Origin of the sequence: Gallibacterium anatis DSM 16844 = F 149, from assembly GCF_000379785.1 — a bacterium.
In the GTDB taxonomy this organism is placed as follows: Bacteria; Pseudomonadota; Gammaproteobacteria; order Enterobacterales; family Pasteurellaceae; genus Gallibacterium; species Gallibacterium anatis.
In genome coordinates this window covers 1-15,057 of the sequence record NZ_KB903722.1, presented here as the reverse complement: position 1 = coordinate 15,057, position 15,057 = coordinate 1, and the positions used below count along the sequence as shown (strand labels likewise).

At 42.3% G+C, this 15,057-nt stretch carries 15 protein-coding genes; 12 read left to right on the top strand and 3 right to left on the bottom strand.

Annotated elements, in window-relative coordinates; genetic code table 11:
- From A3EO_RS13190 to folA, 3 genes are all read left to right on the top strand, one after another.
- Positions 1–251: IS1595 family transposase (locus A3EO_RS13190; protein WP_018346946.1), on the top strand; the 251-nt coding region annotated here is incomplete at its 5' end.
- A 360-nt stretch (positions 252–611) separates the two neighbouring features.
- On the top strand, positions 612–1,763 hold the full coding sequence (gene pheA, locus A3EO_RS0109375) for a prephenate dehydratase (RefSeq protein ID WP_018346945.1): 1,152 nt from the start codon (positions 612–614) through the stop codon (positions 1,761–1,763).
- Positions 1,764–1,769: 6 nt separating this feature from the next.
- Entirely contained in the window at positions 1,770–2,252 is a 483-nt protein-coding gene (gene folA / locus A3EO_RS0109370; protein WP_026211092.1) for a type 3 dihydrofolate reductase, read from the top strand.
- Positions 2,253–2,323: 71 nt separating this feature from the next.
- Here folA and A3EO_RS0109365 read toward each other — a convergent pair whose 3' ends face one another.
- Both A3EO_RS0109365 and A3EO_RS0109360 read right to left on the bottom strand, forming a co-directional pair.
- Complete coding sequence (locus A3EO_RS0109365; protein WP_013746190.1) at positions 2,324–2,704, bottom strand: fluoride efflux transporter CrcB; 381 nt, start codon at positions 2,702–2,704, stop codon at positions 2,324–2,326.
- Between the two features lies 1 nt (position 2,705).
- Positions 2,706–3,527, bottom strand: coding sequence for a Cof-type HAD-IIB family hydrolase (locus tag A3EO_RS0109360; protein ID WP_018346943.1), 822 nt, complete (start codon positions 3,525–3,527; stop codon positions 2,706–2,708).
- A 377-nt stretch (positions 3,528–3,904) separates the two neighbouring features.
- Here A3EO_RS0109360 and ilvG point away from each other — a divergent pair, with 377 nt between their 5' ends.
- From ilvG to ilvA, 4 genes are read left to right on the top strand one after another with little or no spacing between them, the layout of a single operon-like run.
- On the top strand, positions 3,905–5,560 hold the full coding sequence (gene ilvG, locus A3EO_RS0109355) for an acetolactate synthase 2 catalytic subunit (protein ID WP_018346942.1): 1,656 nt from the start codon (positions 3,905–3,907) through the stop codon (positions 5,558–5,560).
- 1 nt (position 5,561) lies between these two features.
- Positions 5,562–5,798, top strand: a complete 237-nt coding sequence (gene ilvM / locus A3EO_RS0109350) for an acetolactate synthase 2 small subunit (protein WP_018346941.1) — start codon at positions 5,562–5,564, stop codon at positions 5,796–5,798.
- An 18-nt stretch (positions 5,799–5,816) separates the two neighbouring features.
- Positions 5,817–7,652, top strand: a complete 1,836-nt coding sequence (gene ilvD, locus A3EO_RS0109345) for a dihydroxy-acid dehydratase (RefSeq protein WP_018346940.1) — start codon at positions 5,817–5,819, stop codon at positions 7,650–7,652.
- Between the two features lie 17 nt (positions 7,653–7,669).
- A complete protein-coding gene (gene ilvA / locus A3EO_RS0109340) occupies positions 7,670–9,214 on the top strand; it encodes a threonine ammonia-lyase, biosynthetic (RefSeq protein ID WP_026211091.1) in 1,545 nt (514 codons plus the stop codon).
- A gap of 95 nt (positions 9,215–9,309) precedes the next feature.
- Here the strand turns inward: ilvA and adhE are convergent, their stop codons facing one another.
- Positions 9,310–11,925 carry a bifunctional acetaldehyde-CoA/alcohol dehydrogenase gene (gene adhE, locus A3EO_RS0109335; RefSeq protein WP_018346938.1) on the bottom strand — a complete coding sequence of 872 codons (2,616 nt, stop codon included), beginning with the start codon at positions 11,923–11,925 and terminating at the stop codon, positions 9,310–9,312.
- A gap of 248 nt (positions 11,926–12,173) precedes the next feature.
- Here adhE and A3EO_RS0109330 point away from each other — a divergent pair, with 248 nt between their 5' ends.
- From A3EO_RS0109330 to aroE, 5 genes are all read left to right on the top strand, one after another.
- Positions 12,174–12,530 carry a DUF4870 family protein gene (locus A3EO_RS0109330; protein ID WP_018346937.1) on the top strand — a complete coding sequence of 119 codons (357 nt, stop codon included), beginning with the start codon at positions 12,174–12,176 and terminating at the stop codon, positions 12,528–12,530.
- Positions 12,531–12,601: 71 nt separating this feature from the next.
- Complete coding sequence (rraB, locus tag A3EO_RS0109325) at positions 12,602–13,000, top strand: ribonuclease E inhibitor RraB (protein WP_018346936.1); 399 nt, start codon at positions 12,602–12,604, stop codon at positions 12,998–13,000.
- Positions 13,001–13,021: 21 nt separating this feature from the next.
- Positions 13,022–13,555 (top strand): DNA topoisomerase family protein, encoded by a 534-nt coding sequence (locus A3EO_RS0109320; RefSeq protein ID WP_018346935.1) that lies wholly within the window; start codon positions 13,022–13,024, stop codon positions 13,553–13,555.
- Positions 13,539–14,102, top strand: coding sequence for a Sua5/YciO/YrdC/YwlC family protein (locus A3EO_RS0109315; RefSeq protein ID WP_018346934.1), 564 nt, complete (start codon positions 13,539–13,541; stop codon positions 14,100–14,102). Before A3EO_RS0109320 ends, A3EO_RS0109315 begins: the two co-directional genes overlap by 17 nt.
- A gap of 2 nt (positions 14,103–14,104) precedes the next feature.
- Positions 14,105–14,932 (top strand): shikimate dehydrogenase, encoded by an 828-nt coding sequence (aroE, locus tag A3EO_RS0109310; RefSeq protein ID WP_018346933.1) that lies wholly within the window; start codon positions 14,105–14,107, stop codon positions 14,930–14,932.
- Positions 14,933–15,057 lie beyond the last annotated feature (125 nt).

The window sequence follows — 15,057 nt, the reverse complement described above, 5'->3', positions numbered from 1 at the left end:
ATAGCTATGATGTGCTAGATGTTAGTGAGTTTACGCACTATAGAATTAACCACAGTACTCATTTTGCTGAGCGGCGAAATCACATTAATGGGATAGAGAATTTTTGGAATCAAGCAAAGCGTGTGCTAAGAAAGTATAATGGAATTGATCGAAAATCTTTCCCTCTTTTTTTGAAAGAATGTGAGTTTCGTTTCAACTATGGGACACCATCTCAACAGCTCAAAATCCTGCGGAAATGGTGTCAGATTTAACGCTAATCTACTTCAGCCCCTATAAATTTGTTAAGTTTAAAATATTATTGTTGTATTTTATTTGAGAATGATGATAAGGATATTTAATAAAGCGTATAAAAAAGTTTCAAATAGATCATAAAATGATCTTTTTAAGTGTGTTTTATATGCAACAAAACAAATAATAAACGATAGCTGATGTTTTTCCGATGGAGAATATAAAGATTACATTTTTTAATTTTGATTTATAAAAGGATAAAAATGTTTATTTTATAGGCAAAATTAGCACAATCTTTTATTGGAATTGTGATGGCTATGAGTTGTTAAAGCGCGTAGATTCTTTATAATCAGTAACAGCTTGCCCAAGAAAGGATAGATGATATGAGTTTAGATTTAACCGAAATTCGTCAAAAAATTACCCAGCTGGATCGCGAGATTTTGCGATTATTGGCTGAACGTCATCAGGTTGCTTATGATGTGGTCAGAAGTAAAGAGATCACAAAAAAACCGTTGCGTGATATTGAGCGCGAACAGCAACTGTTGGATGCGTTAATTCGTTATGCGGATAGCCAAAATTATCAATTAAATCCGCAATATATCACAGAGGTTTTCCAAAAAATTATTGAAGATTCAGTGTTGACGCAACAGGCATATTTGCAGAATAAACTGAATCAGCAGCGCAATAATCAAATTCATATCGCTTTTTTAGGAATGTTGGGTTCTTATTCCAATTTGGCAGCACGTCAGTATGCCGAGCGTTATCAAAAGGAGTTGATTGAATTAAGTTGTGAATCTTTCCGCCAAGTGTTTGCGGCGGTAGAAGAGGGCAAAGCGGATTATGGGGTTTTGCCATTGGAAAATACCACTTCCGGTTCTATCAATGATGTCTATGATTTATTGCAGCATACCGATTTACATCTGGTCGGTGAATTGACTTATCCGATTCAACATTGTGTGTTGATTTCACAACCGACCGATTTAGCACAGATTGACACGCTATATAGCCATCCACAAGTGATTCAGCAATGCAGTCAATTTATCAATTCATTGCAGGGCGTACACGTTAAATATTGTGAAAGTTCTTCGCACGCAATGCAGTTGGTGGCGAAAATTAATCGGGCGAATGTGGCGGCATTGGGCAATGCGGAAGGCGGCAAGCTTTATGGTTTGCAAGTGTTGCAGGACGGCATTGCTAATCAAGTCAACAATATTACCCGTTTTATTGTCATCAGTAAAAAACCGGTGGAAGTGTCGCCGCAAGTGAATGCGAAAACGTTGTTGCTAATGTCGACAACACAGCAAGCCGGCGCATTGGTGGATGCGTTGCTGGTGTTTAAGAAGCATCAAATCATTATGACGAAATTGGAATCTCGTCCGATTTACGGTAAGCCGTGGGAAGAGATGTTCTATGTGGAAATTGAAGCCAATTTACATCAGGAAAGTACACAACAGGCATTAGAAGAACTAAAAACATACTGTAGTTTTGTCAAAGTATTGGGTTGTTACCCAAGTAATATTGTAAAACCGGCGTGAGGAAGTATGATGCTGAGTTTGATTGTAGCGATGACAAAAAATCGGGTCATTGGACGAGATAATCAAATGCCTTGGCATTTGCCGGCGGATTTAGCGTGGTTTAAAAAAAATACATTGGGTAAGCCGGTGATTATGGGGCGGAAGACCTTTCAGTCGATCGGCAGAGCATTGCCGAATCGCAAAAATATCGTGTTATCCCGGCAAGGTTTTCACGCAGATGGCATTGAAGTGGTGTCAGATTTATCCCAAGCATTGGCATTGGTGCAAGACGAGAAAGAAGTGATGATTATCGGTGGTGGGCATCTTTTTGCTGAGGCTTTGCCACAAGCGGATCGGCTTTATCTGACGGAAATTGATACCGAGCTGCAAGGTGATACCTTTTTCCCGGAAATTGATCCGGCACAGTGGAAAACCGATTTTATCGAAACACGAGCAGCAGATGCGAAAAATCGTTATGCGCTGACCTTTAAAATTTTGGCACGCGTGTAGTCAGTGCAAACAGAATCCAACATAAGGTGCAAATTGATCTGCACCTTATTTTTTACGTTTAACTATGGTGTTTAGGCAACAAAAAGCAGTCGCCATAAGAAAATACCCAGCAGAGTAAACGCCAGACAACCCAATAAATGCAAGCAAATAACACCGATAGCGGTTAAGTGCTGTTGTCCTAAAAAGATAGCGATCACTTCACCGGAAAAGGAAGAAAAGGTGGTTAAACTGCCGAGAAAACCGGTAATAAAAAAGAGCCGCCACTCGTTGCTAATCGTTGGAAAGCTAAGTAATGCCCCGCTGGCAATGCCCATTAAAAAACAACCTAAATAGTTGGCAACTAAAGTGCCAAAGGCGAATTGATGAAAAATAGGATTAAGCAAATTGCTTAATCCCCAGCGAGAACAGGCGCCAAGAGCGGCGCCAATAGCAATATAAAATAGAGGTAACATTTTAAATAATTCCAAAAGTAGCGCGGAGATAGCTCGCTACCGCTTCGTGGGCGTGATGCCCGATAATTTCCAGTTGCGGCAAAGCACGGATTAACGCCGGATTGGCATTTTGCATAATGCAGCCTTTGCCGACAAAATCCAACATTGTTTCGTCATTCATTCCGTCGCCGAAAGCGATACAGGCGCTATTGTTGTAGTGGCAATCGTGTAATACTTTTCTAAGGGCGTTTCCTTTGCTTACTCCTTTGTTCATAATTTCAAGGCAGTTGAGCGAGGCGTAAACAATCTCGGTGCGATCGCCGTAAGTTTGGCGAAGATGTTGCTCTAGTTCGAGCAAATCCTGTTGACAACGTGCAATAAAAAAGACTTTTTCGGTGCCTTGTGCATCGTGATGACGAAAATCGACAACCTGATAGCCGAAGCCGGAATCTTGATGATATTTTGCCATTTGTGGCACTTCGCGATCGATGAACCAACCGCTGTCCTGATAGGAGTTGACAAAAATTTTATTTTTATCGAACGGAACATTCATTATTTCCAAAGCAAGATCGGTCGGCAAATCATTTTTATAAAGTAATCGACCGCTGAGATCGTGAATTCTCGCGCCATTTGAGGTGATCATTCGGATATTTTCAATGCCTATTTTCGCAACAATCGAAAATACATCTTCGTGTTTTCTGCCGGTGGCGACCACAATATCTACCTGTTTTTGTTCCAATTTTCTTAAGGTATCAATGGTGAAATCACCGACCACGTGCTGACCGTTTAAAAGTGTACCATCTAAATCTGACGCAACTAATTGAAAAGGAAGTAAACTGCGCATAAAACCCCTTATCTGCAAAATAAAAAATAGTAGTAATGAATTTTAATGAGGCTATATGTTAACAAAAAACCGATGTGGCAGTTGATTTTTTGATCATCATAAAAATTAAAAATTTTTTAATAAAACTATTTGATTCAGATAAAAAATGTGGTATCAATAAAGACGCTCAAAAGCACACAACATACATACTTAGACCCACATTGGATATTGAAACTATGAATTCTATTCGTTTTATTGGCATTATTATTAACCTCGTGGTGATTAGCATCACGAGGTGAGTGGTACAGCTGATAAAACTTTCAATATAAGATTTTAGGTCAGATGAACCCTCGCCTCAGCAGTAGGCGAGGGTTTTTTATCGTTTTAAGGAAATAAAAATGAATGGTGCAAGATTTATTACAGAAAGTTTAAAAGCACACGGAGTGACAACGATTTTTGGTTATCCCGGCGGTGCAATTATGCCGGTTTATGATGCAATTTATGATTCAGGGTTGGATCATCTGCTCTGTCGAAATGAGCAAGGTGCGGCAATGGCTGCGATCGGTTATGCTCGTGCCAGCGGTAAAGTGGGTGTTTGTATCGCCACTTCCGGCCCGGGTGCGACTAATTTAGTCACCGGTTTAGGTGATGCGATGATGGACTCTATTCCGGTTGTTGCTATCACCGGGCAAGTTGCTTCACCGTTTATCGGTACGGATGCTTTCCAAGAAGCGGATGTTTTAGGGTTATCATTAGCGTGCACGAAGCATAGTTTTATCGTGCAGAGTATCGATGAATTGCCGGAAGTTATGGCGGAAGCGTTCCAAATCGCACAAAGCGGCAGACCCGGTCCGGTATTAATCGATGTGCCGAAAGATGTGCAGTTTGCTAAAATAGAACGCCAACCCCTTGTTTACCCTGTTCCGCAACCTCCTTCAGTTGAACCTTCTTTATTAGAACAAGCAAAAACACTATTACAACAAGCGAAACGTCCGGTACTTTATGTCGGCGGCGGTGTTGGAATGGCTGATGCGGTAGCGGAATTACGTCATTTTGTTGAAATTACACAAATACCGAGTTTTTCGACTATCAAAGGGCTTGGCGCATTGCCGGCGGATAATCCTTACTATATGGGAATGATCGGAATGCATGGCACTAAAGCGGCGAATTATGCGGCACAGGAGAGTGATCTGCTGTTGGTGCTCGGTGCAAGATTTGACGATAGAGTAACCGGTAAATTGGATAGTTTTGCTCCGGCAGCGAAAGTTATCCACGTTGATGCCGATATTGCGGAAATTAATAAATTACGCCGTGCTGATGTAGCGATTCGCGGCGATATGAAGCAGTTGTTACAACAGTTGGCAATGCCGTTACAGATCGATGCTTGGCGTGCCGATATACAGCGTTTAAAACAGCAGTATGATTTTACTTATGCGGAAAATAGTGGCGATACGCTGATCAATCCTTGGTGGTTATTACATACCTTATCTCAAAAACGTGACAAAAATAGTGTGATAGCGACCGATGTCGGTCAACATCAAATGTGGTCGGCGCAGCATATGCAACATTTCGATCCGAAAAACTATTTAACTTCTGCCGGCTTCGGCACAATGGGCTTCGGTTTGCCGGCTGCTGTCGGTGCGCAGAAAGCACGTCCGCAAGATCAGGTGATATTAATTACCGGCGATGGCTCATTTATGATGAATATCCAAGAGTTGGGCTCAATTAAACGCGGCAAATTACCAGTGAAGATTTTGTTATTGGATAACCAGCGTTTAGGAATGGTGCGGCAGTGGCAAACACTCTTTTTCCGCGGTCGGCACAGTGAAACCATTTTGGATGATAACCCTGATTTCTTAATGTTAGCGCAGGCATTTGATATTCCCGGTGAAAGTATCGAAAAAGGCAGTGAAGTGAATGATGCTTTGGATCGACTTCTAAATGCCGAAGGGCCTTATTTATTGCACGTTTGCATTCACGAGAATGAAAATGTGTGGCCGTTAGTGCCACCGGGCGCAAAGAATGATGAAATGTTGGAAGATATCGGGGTGTAAGATGAAAAATTATCAAATCAGCATTAGTGCACAGTGGCGACCTGAAACGTTAGAACGGATTTTACGTGTAGTCAGACACCGTGGCTTTGTCGCCGTTGATTTACAAAGTCGCCTTGAAAATCAACAAGTTAAAATGGAACTGACAGTACAAAGCGAAAGAGCGTTGTCATTATTGACTAATCAATTAACAAAATTATATGGCGTGACTGATGTAAGCGTTATCAGTGACGAAAATTAAATTACAGGAGAGATTATTATGCCTAAACTACGTTCAGCGACCAGCACACAAGGCCGTAATATGGCGGGAGCACGTGCATTATGGCGTGCAACCGGCGTGAAAGACAATGACTTCGGTAAACCGATTATTGCCGTAGTCAACTCATTTACTCAATTTGTACCGGGACACGTGCATTTGAAAGATCTTGGGCAAATGGTGGCAAAACAGATTGAAGAGGCAGGTGGTATTGCTAAAGAATTTAATACCATCGCGGTGGATGACGGTATCGCAATGGGACACAGCGGAATGTTGTATTCATTGCCATCGCGTGAATTGATTGCCGATTCAGTAGAATATATGGTGAATGCGCACTGTGCCGACGCAATGGTCTGTATTTCCAACTGCGACAAAATTACGCCGGGAATGTTGATGGCGGCGTTACGTTTAAATATTCCGACCATTTTTGTTTCCGGTGGGCCGATGGAGGCGGGGAAAACCAAACTTTCCGATCAATTAATTCGTTTGGATTTAATTGATGCTATGATTCAAAGTGCTAATCCGGATGTCGCCGATCAGGATGTGGAAGTGATAGAACGTTCTGCTTGCCCGACTTGCGGTTCTTGCTCGGGAATGTTTACTGCCAACTCAATGAACTGTTTAACAGAAGCGCTCGGGTTAAGTTTACCGGGCAACGGTTCCTGCTTGGCAACGCACGCTGATCGTAAACAGCTGTTCTTAAAAGCGGGATCACAAATTGTTGAGCTTTGTCGCCGTTATTATGAACAGGATGATGACAGTGTATTGCCTCGCTCTATCGCAACCAAAGATGCCTTCAGCAATGCGATGAGTTTGGATATCGCAATGGGGGGCTCAACCAATACCGTTTTACACTTGCTTGCTGCTGCACAGGAAGCAGAAGTTGATTTCACAATGGCGGATATTGATCGCCTTTCTCGTGTTGTGCCTTGTTTATGTAAAGTGGCACCGAATACCAATAAATACCATATTGAAGATGTCCATCGTGCCGGTGGTGTAATGGGCATTTTAGGTGAGCTAGATCGTGCAAATTTATTGCATAATCAAACTCATACCGTGTTGGGATTAAGCTTAGAACAGCAATTAAATCAATATGATATTAAACGTGATGTCAGCGATGAAGTGAAAGCATTTTATCGTGCCGGCCCTGCCGGAATTCGCACTACACAGGCATTTTCACAGGATTGCCGTTGGGACAGCGTTGATGATGATCGTGCACAAGGCTGTATTCGTGATAAAGCGCACGCTTATAGTCAGGACGGTGGTTTGGCAATGTTAAGCGGTAATTTGGCAGAAAACGGTTGTATCGTCAAAACTGCCGGTGTTGATGAAAGCATTTTAACCTTTACCGGTCCGGCAAAAGTGTACGAAAGTCAGGAAGAAGCGGTGGAAGGTATTCTTGGCGGTAAAGTGGTTGCCGGTGATGTAGTGGTTATTCGTTATGAAGGTCCGAAAGGGGGACCGGGTATGCAGGAAATGCTTTATCCGACCAGTTATCTCAAATCAATGGGGTTAGGCAAAGCTTGTGCGTTATTAACAGATGGTCGTTTCTCCGGCGGTACATCCGGTTTATCTATCGGACACGTTTCGCCGGAAGCCGCAAATGGCGGAACTATCGGGTTAGTGGAAGACGGCGATATGATCGCAATCGATATTCCACAACGTAAAATTGAATTATTGGTCGATGCACAGGAATTGGCAAAACGCCGTGCAGCAAGAGAAGCATTGGGTTGGAAACCGAAAAATCGTCAACGTCAGGTTTCCTTAGCGTTGAGAGCCTATGCTTCATTGGCAACCAGTGCAGACAAAGGGGCAGTGAGAGATCGCAGTAAACTGTAAGTGGTAACAAAATGGATATGCAAACTTTATTGACAACCGCCCAACCCAGCGGTTCGCAATATTTAAAAGCAATAGTGAAATTGGGTTCAAAAGTGTATGAAGCGGCGCAAGTTACGCCGCTACAAAAAATGGAAAAACTTTCCAATCGTTTAGATAACCAAATTTTTATCAAGCGAGAAGATCGTCAGCCGGTGCATAGTTTCAAATTACGTGGTGCGTATGCAATGATTTCAGCCTTGACACCGGAGCAGAAAGCAGCGGGTGTGATTGCGGCTTCAGCGGGAAATCACGCACAAGGTGTCGCGTTGTCGGCAAAATTATTAGGCTTAAAGGCGTTAATTGTGATGCCGCAAAATACGCCAAGTATTAAAGTTGATTCAGTGCGTGGCTTTGGTGGCGAAGTGTTGCTTTATGGTGCCAATTTCGATGAAGCGAAGGCAAAAGCGATCGAATTATCTGAAAGTAAAAAAATGACCTTTATTCCGCCGTTTGATCACCCGTTAGTGATTGCCGGTCAAGGCACATTGGCAATGGAATTATTGCAACAGAATTCCGATATTGATCGCATTTTTGTTCAGGTCGGCGGTGGCGGATTGGCAGCAGGCGTTGCCGTATTAATCAAACAGATGATGCCGGAGATTAAAGTCATCGGGGTTGAATCAAAGGATTCCGCTTGTTTATATGCTGCCTTAAAAGCAAAACATCCGGTTGATTTGGATCGTGTCGGGCTGTTTGCTGATGGCGTGGCAGTTAAACGTATCGGCGATGAAACCTTCCGTTTATGTCAGCAATATCTTGATGATATTGTGCTGGTGGACGGTGATGAGATCTGTGCGGCGATGAAAGATCTGTTTGAAGATGTGCGTGCGGTAGCCGAACCGTCCGGGGCACTCTCTTTAGCCGGATTGAAAAAATATGCGCGTCAACATCAGCTTAAAGGCGAAAAATTGGCAGCGATTTTGTCCGGCGCGAATTTAAATTTCCACACATTGCGTTATGTTTCCGAGCGTTGTGAAATCGGGGAAAATCGTGAGGCGTTATTGGCGGTAACTATTCCGGAACAGAAAGGCAGTTTCCTCACATTCTGTCATTTATTGGGCAGCAGAGCGGTAACTGAATTTAATTACCGTTATGCCGATGATAAAAAGGCCTGTATTTTTGTTGGGGTTCGTACCGCCAATGAAGCGGAAAAAGCGGAAATTATCAATGAGTTAAGTCAGGCAGGTTATTATGTGGAAGATATGACCAATGATGATGTCGCGAAAACACATATTCGTTATATGATTGGCGGTCGTCCGCATAGTGACAAACTGGAACGATTGTATAGCTTTGAATTTCCTGAACAAAAAGGGGCATTGTTGAAATTTTTGGAAACATTGGGAACACATTGGAATATCTCATTGTTCCATTATCGTGCACACGGTGCCGATTATGGCAATATTCTTGCCGGTTTCCAATTTGAAAATGATGATTTAGACGATTTTAAACGTCATTTGAGCCAGCTTGGTTATGTCTGCCAAGATGTCACTGACAGCAAAGCTTATCGTTATTTCCTCAGTTAAATGCAAAATCCTCACAGTGGTGAGGATTTGAAAACATTGAAAATCCCCGTTGCCAACGGGGATTTCTGTTTGTTATGCCTTTTGTTTAAATGAGGTTATTCACCATAATAAGATTTGGTTAAAATCTCAATCATATCTTCAACCATCGGTAAACGAGGATTTGCCGGTGAACATTGATCTTCAAACGCCAATAAAGCTAAATCACGGCGCGCTTCCATAAACTCTTGTTCATTGATGCCCTGTTCTTTGAATGACATCTTAATACCGACTTTTTGCCCTAACTCTTTACACGCATTGGCATAGGCTTCCACCGCTTCTTCAGGTGTTGAACAAGGCAAACCCAACATTCTGGCGATTTCTTGGTATTTTACATCCGCTTTGTAGTAATTATATTTTGGCCAAGTTGCGGTTTTAGTCGGACGAGTACCGTTATAACGAATCACATAAGGCATCAAAATGGCGTTAGTTCTGCCGTGTGGTGTATGGAAACGACCGCCGACTTTGTGCGCCAAAGAGTGGGTCATTCCTAAGAACGCATTGGCAAATGCCATTCCGGCAATAGTGGAGGCGTTATGCATTCTTTCGCGAGCTTCCGGATCGCTCGCTCCATTTTTCACCGAGCGTTCCAAGAATTCAAATACTAATTTAATTGCTTGCAATGCCAAGCCGTCAGTGAAATCGTTGGCTAAAGTTGATACATAAGCTTCGGTGGCGTGCACCAATACATCATAGCCGGAATCCGCTGCCACGTGCGCCGGCACGGTCATTGTTAATGCCGGATCGACAATGGCAATGGTCGGTGTTAATGAGTAATCAGCGATTGGATATTTTTTATCACCTTCGCTAATCACGGCGAAAGGCGTGACTTCAGAACCGGTACCTGATGTGGTTGGAATACCGATAAATTTCGCTTTGCGACCTAATTGTGGGAATTTAAAGGCACGTTTGCGAATGTCCATAAATTTCTGCACCAAATCGCGGAAATCAACTTCAGGTTGCTCATAGAACAACCACATTACTTTAGCAGCATCCATCGCGGAACCGCCACCGAGTGCAATAATGGTATCCGGTTGGAAATTACGCAATAACTCAACACCACGGCGTACGGTTGCAATGCTCGGATCCGGCTCTACATCGGCGAAAAGTTGATAAGTAACGTGATCGCCTCGCATTGTGAGTTGTTTAGCGATTTTCTCTACAAAACCAAGATCAACCATTACACGATCAGTAACGATCACTACACGTTCAACGCCTTTCATTGATTGTAAATATTGGATTGAATCACGTTCAAAATAGATTTTTGAAGGCACTTTGAACCACTGCATATTATTTCTCCGTCTTCCTACCCGTTTGATATTTAATAAATTCACTGCACTGACATTGTTGCCCACAGAATTTTTACCGTAAGAACCACAGCCTAAGGTCAATGAAGGTAGGAACGAGTTATAGACATCACCGATACCGCCAAAAGTTGAAGGGGAGTTCCAAATCACACGAATGGCTTTGACACGTTCGCCGAATACTTTTGCCAATTCCGTATCAGAAGTGTGAATGGCGGCGGAGTGTCCTAAACCGTGGAATTCCACCATTTGTTCAGCTTTGATTAAACCGTCTTCAGTGCTTTCTGCTTTTAATAGCGCTAATACCGGAGAGAGTTTTTCGCGAGTTAACGGCTCTTTCACGCCCACTTCTTTACATTCTGCCAACAGGATATTGGTATTTGCCGGCACGCTGAAGCCTGCCTGTTCCGCAATCCACGCTGCCGGTTTACCAACTACAGCGGCATTGAGTTTTGCCATAGAACAGCTGCTGCTGTTGGCTTTTGCACCGAAGATAAACTCTTCAAGTAATGCTTTTTCTTTTTTATTAACGAGATAAACGCCGTAAGATTGCATCTCTTTAATAAAATCATCATAAATTTCTTTATCAACAATTGCTGCCTGTTCGCTGGCACAGATCATTCCGTTATCAAACGATTTTGACATCACAATGTCGTGTACTGCCTGTTTTAAATTTGCACTTTTTTCCACATAAGCAGGCACATTTCCGGCACCGACACCTAAAGCCGGTTTACCACAGGAATAAGCCGCTTCCACCATCGCATTTCCGCCGGTGGCTAGAATAGTGGCGATCCCCGGGTGTTTCATTAATGCCTGAGTGCCTTCCATAGATGGGTTTTCAATCCATTGAATACAGTTTTTCGGCGCACCGGCAGCAACAGCCGCTTCATAAACAACGCGTGCGGCGTGAGCGGAACTTTGTTGAGCGGATGGGTGGAATGCAAAAACGATCGGATTACGAGTTTTTAAGGAAATTAAGGCTTTAAAAATTGCGGTAGAGGTTGGATTGGTGGTTGGCGTAATACCACAAATCACTCCAACTGGATCGGCAATTTCTGTAATACCAGTAACATCGTCTTCACTAATCACACCAACGGTTTTCAAATGACGCATATTGTTTACAACATATTCACAAGCAAACAGATTTTTTGTTGCTTTGTCTTCAAATACGCCACGACCGGTTTCTTCATAAGCGTGCATTGCCAACACGCCGTGTTGATCCAACGCCGCGACAGAAGCCTTCGCAACGATATAATCGACTTGTTGCTGATTAAGCTGACGGAACTCTTCCAAGGCGGCTAAGCCATTGGCGACGAGTTGATCCACTTCTGCCTGAGCAGGACTTACCACCACTTCAGATGTTTTACTCATAAGATTTCTCCCAAAAATTAAAAATTATTTTAACTAATAAAATTATAACTATTTGAAGTTACCTTTTTTGGGGTATCGGCAGATAACCTGATCTAGCTCAATTTCGCTGTTAGCTAAATGTTAAAGTGATTTAAAAGTTGTTTGAAATAGGTTTGAAATTCTTGATTAATCAAGAAAAATTATGTGATCTTTCGATTTTTTCGTTTTATATTAGTGATTGATTCTGTTCAATAATAGGAGCGCAAATAATGATGGAACCGACAATTTATAAAATGAATGATACAAAAAAATGGGCGATGATAGGTTATTGGCTTTATATCGCATCGTTTTTGATCACTTTTTTAAGCATTGTTGCAATTGTGATTGCTTATGTTTTTCGTGATGATGTTCGTGGCACCTATTTGGAAAGCCATTTTAATTATCAAATCCGCACATTTTGGATTGGTCTGCTGTATGCCGTTATCTGTACAGTGCTATGTTTAGTGATGATTGGTTATATTCTTTTTATTGGCTGGGCGATCTGGTTGCTGGTGCGTTCCATCAAAGGATTGCGTCTGTTAAATCGTGATCAGGCTATCATTAATGAAAAAACGTGGTTATTTTAAGTGCTTGACTTGTTTAACGTTACGATAGCCCATAGAATAAAGTCTTTCCAACATTACAAGAGGCAAGCATTATGTCAGTATTGACAGCACTGCAACAAGAAACCCGTGAAATTATCGATGATTTGCTGAATGACGGCAGCGATCCGAATGCACTTTACATTATTGAGCATCATATCTCTCACCACGATTTTGACAAACTAGAAAAAATTGCACTGGATGCATTTAAACTCGGTTATGAAGTCTCTGAAGCGGAAGAGTTTGAAAATGAGGATGGTGGAGAAGTCTATTGCTTTGATATTATTAGTGAAATTGAATTAAAAGCAGAACTGATCGATGCACAGCAAAATGAATTGTTGCCGTTAATAAAGAAACATCAAGGTGTTTATGACGGTTGGGGAACCTATTTTGAAGATCCTAATGCCGATGAAGATGAATATGGTAATGACGGCGAATTTTTTGACGAAGATTAATAACAGGATTCTCACTTGCAAATGAATAAATCTGCAGAAAAATGCCCTCAATGTGGGCATTTTTTACAACTTAAACGGGGTAAAAAAGGGTTATTTCTTGGTTGCAGCCATTATCCTGAATGTGATTACCTTAGACCGCTACAAAACCAAACATTAGGTGAAATCTTGAAGGTATTGCCGCAGAACTGCCCTGAATGTGATCATCCACTCGTGTTGCGACGCGGGCAGTTCGGTATGTTTATCGGTTGCAGTAACTATCCGGAATGTCATTTCATTGTGAATGATGAGCCGCAAAAAGCGGATTATCAAGCGGTAACTTGTCCCTCTTGCCGTAGAGGAAAATTAGTCGCGAAACGCGGCGCCAGAGGAAAAGTATTTTTTGCCTGCGATCACTACCCTCATTGCCGTTTTAATGTGGCACAACAACCGGTGGAAAAAAGTTGTCCAAAATGTGCTTTCCCATTGGCATTTGTGAAAAAACAGAATGAACAGAAAATCAGCTACCAATGTTTAAATAAAAGCTGTAAACATATTTTTTATGAAAGAAATGAATAACTTAGATTTTATTATTTCCCAGTTGAAACAGGGAGAAGTGATCGCTTATCCGACTGAAGCAGTGTTTGGGTTAGGGTGTGATCCTTTTAATGATCAGGCGATTGAAAAGTTGCTTAAATTAAAACAACGTCCACAAGAAAAAGGGTTAATTTTAATTGCGCCGCATTTAGACTTTTTCAAACAAATTATTGATTTTAATAAACTTTCTGCGCAAGATGTACAACGATTACAACAAACCTACAGCAGACCGACCACTTGGATTGTGCCGGTACAAAAACAGGTTTCGCCACTTCTCACCGGACGTTTTGATACGATTGCGGTTCGGCTTTGTCGTCATCCGGCGGTGGAAACGTTGTGCCAGCTGGCAAAGATGCCAATTACTTCAACCAGCGCAAACCTCAGCGGTCAAGAACCTTGTAGAACTTATCAGCAGGTGCAGGCTCAATTCGGCGAAAATTTTCCGGTGTTACAAGCGGAAGTGGGCGATGCGAAAAATCCATCAGAAATCAGAGATCTCTTTACAAATCAAATTGTTAGAAAAGGATAATTATGAGTACACAACATCACTATGCTGTTTGGGGTAACCCGATCGCACAAAGCAAATCACCGTTAATTCATGCTATTTTTGCCAAAACGACAGGGAAAACACTCGATTATGTTGCGAAATTAGGTGATCTGGAACAGTTTGAGCAACAATTAGCCACCTTTTTCCAACAGGGAGCGAACGGTTGTAATATTACCGCACCATTCAAAGAACGTGCATTTAAGTTGGCGGATCAGCATAGTGAGCGTTGCCGTTTAGCGCAAGCTTGCAATACCTTAAAACGGCTGGAAGATGGCAGTTTGTTTGCAGACAATACCGATGGAGCCGGTTTGGTTACTGATTTACAGCGATTAGGGTGGTTGCAGCCGGATCAGCATATTTTGCTATTAGGCGCAGGCGGTGCGAGCAAAGGTGTGTTGTATCCGTTATTGCAGGCGAAACAGCAGATTACTTTGGCAAATCGGACATTAGAAAAAGCGATGGCATTGGCTGAAAAATTTTCTGTTTATGGCAATATTCAAGCAACGACTTTGCAGGATATTCCACCGCAACATTTTGATGTCGTGATTAATGCTACATCCAGTGGATTGCACGGGCAGGTTGCTCCGGTTGCGGATGAAGTGTTACTGCGATGTGCTGCCGCATATGATATGCAATATACCCCGAGCGGCATAACGCCATTTATCCAACATTGCCGGCACTTAGGGCTTCAGCATTGCAGCGATGGTTTAGGAATGTTGGTAGCGCAAGCCGCCCACTCTTTTTTGTTATGGGAAGGTGTTATGCCACAAATCAACGAAATGTTGAATGAGAGGGGATGGTTAGAAAAATAGTGAAAAACCTAGGCAAGAGCCTAGGTTTCAGACTGCTGACAAACCCACCTTTCCAAAATCATTTGATAAAAGTGGGTTTGTTTTTTTTACTTTGTCGCTTTTCTCTTGCTTTTCCTTTCAGATAA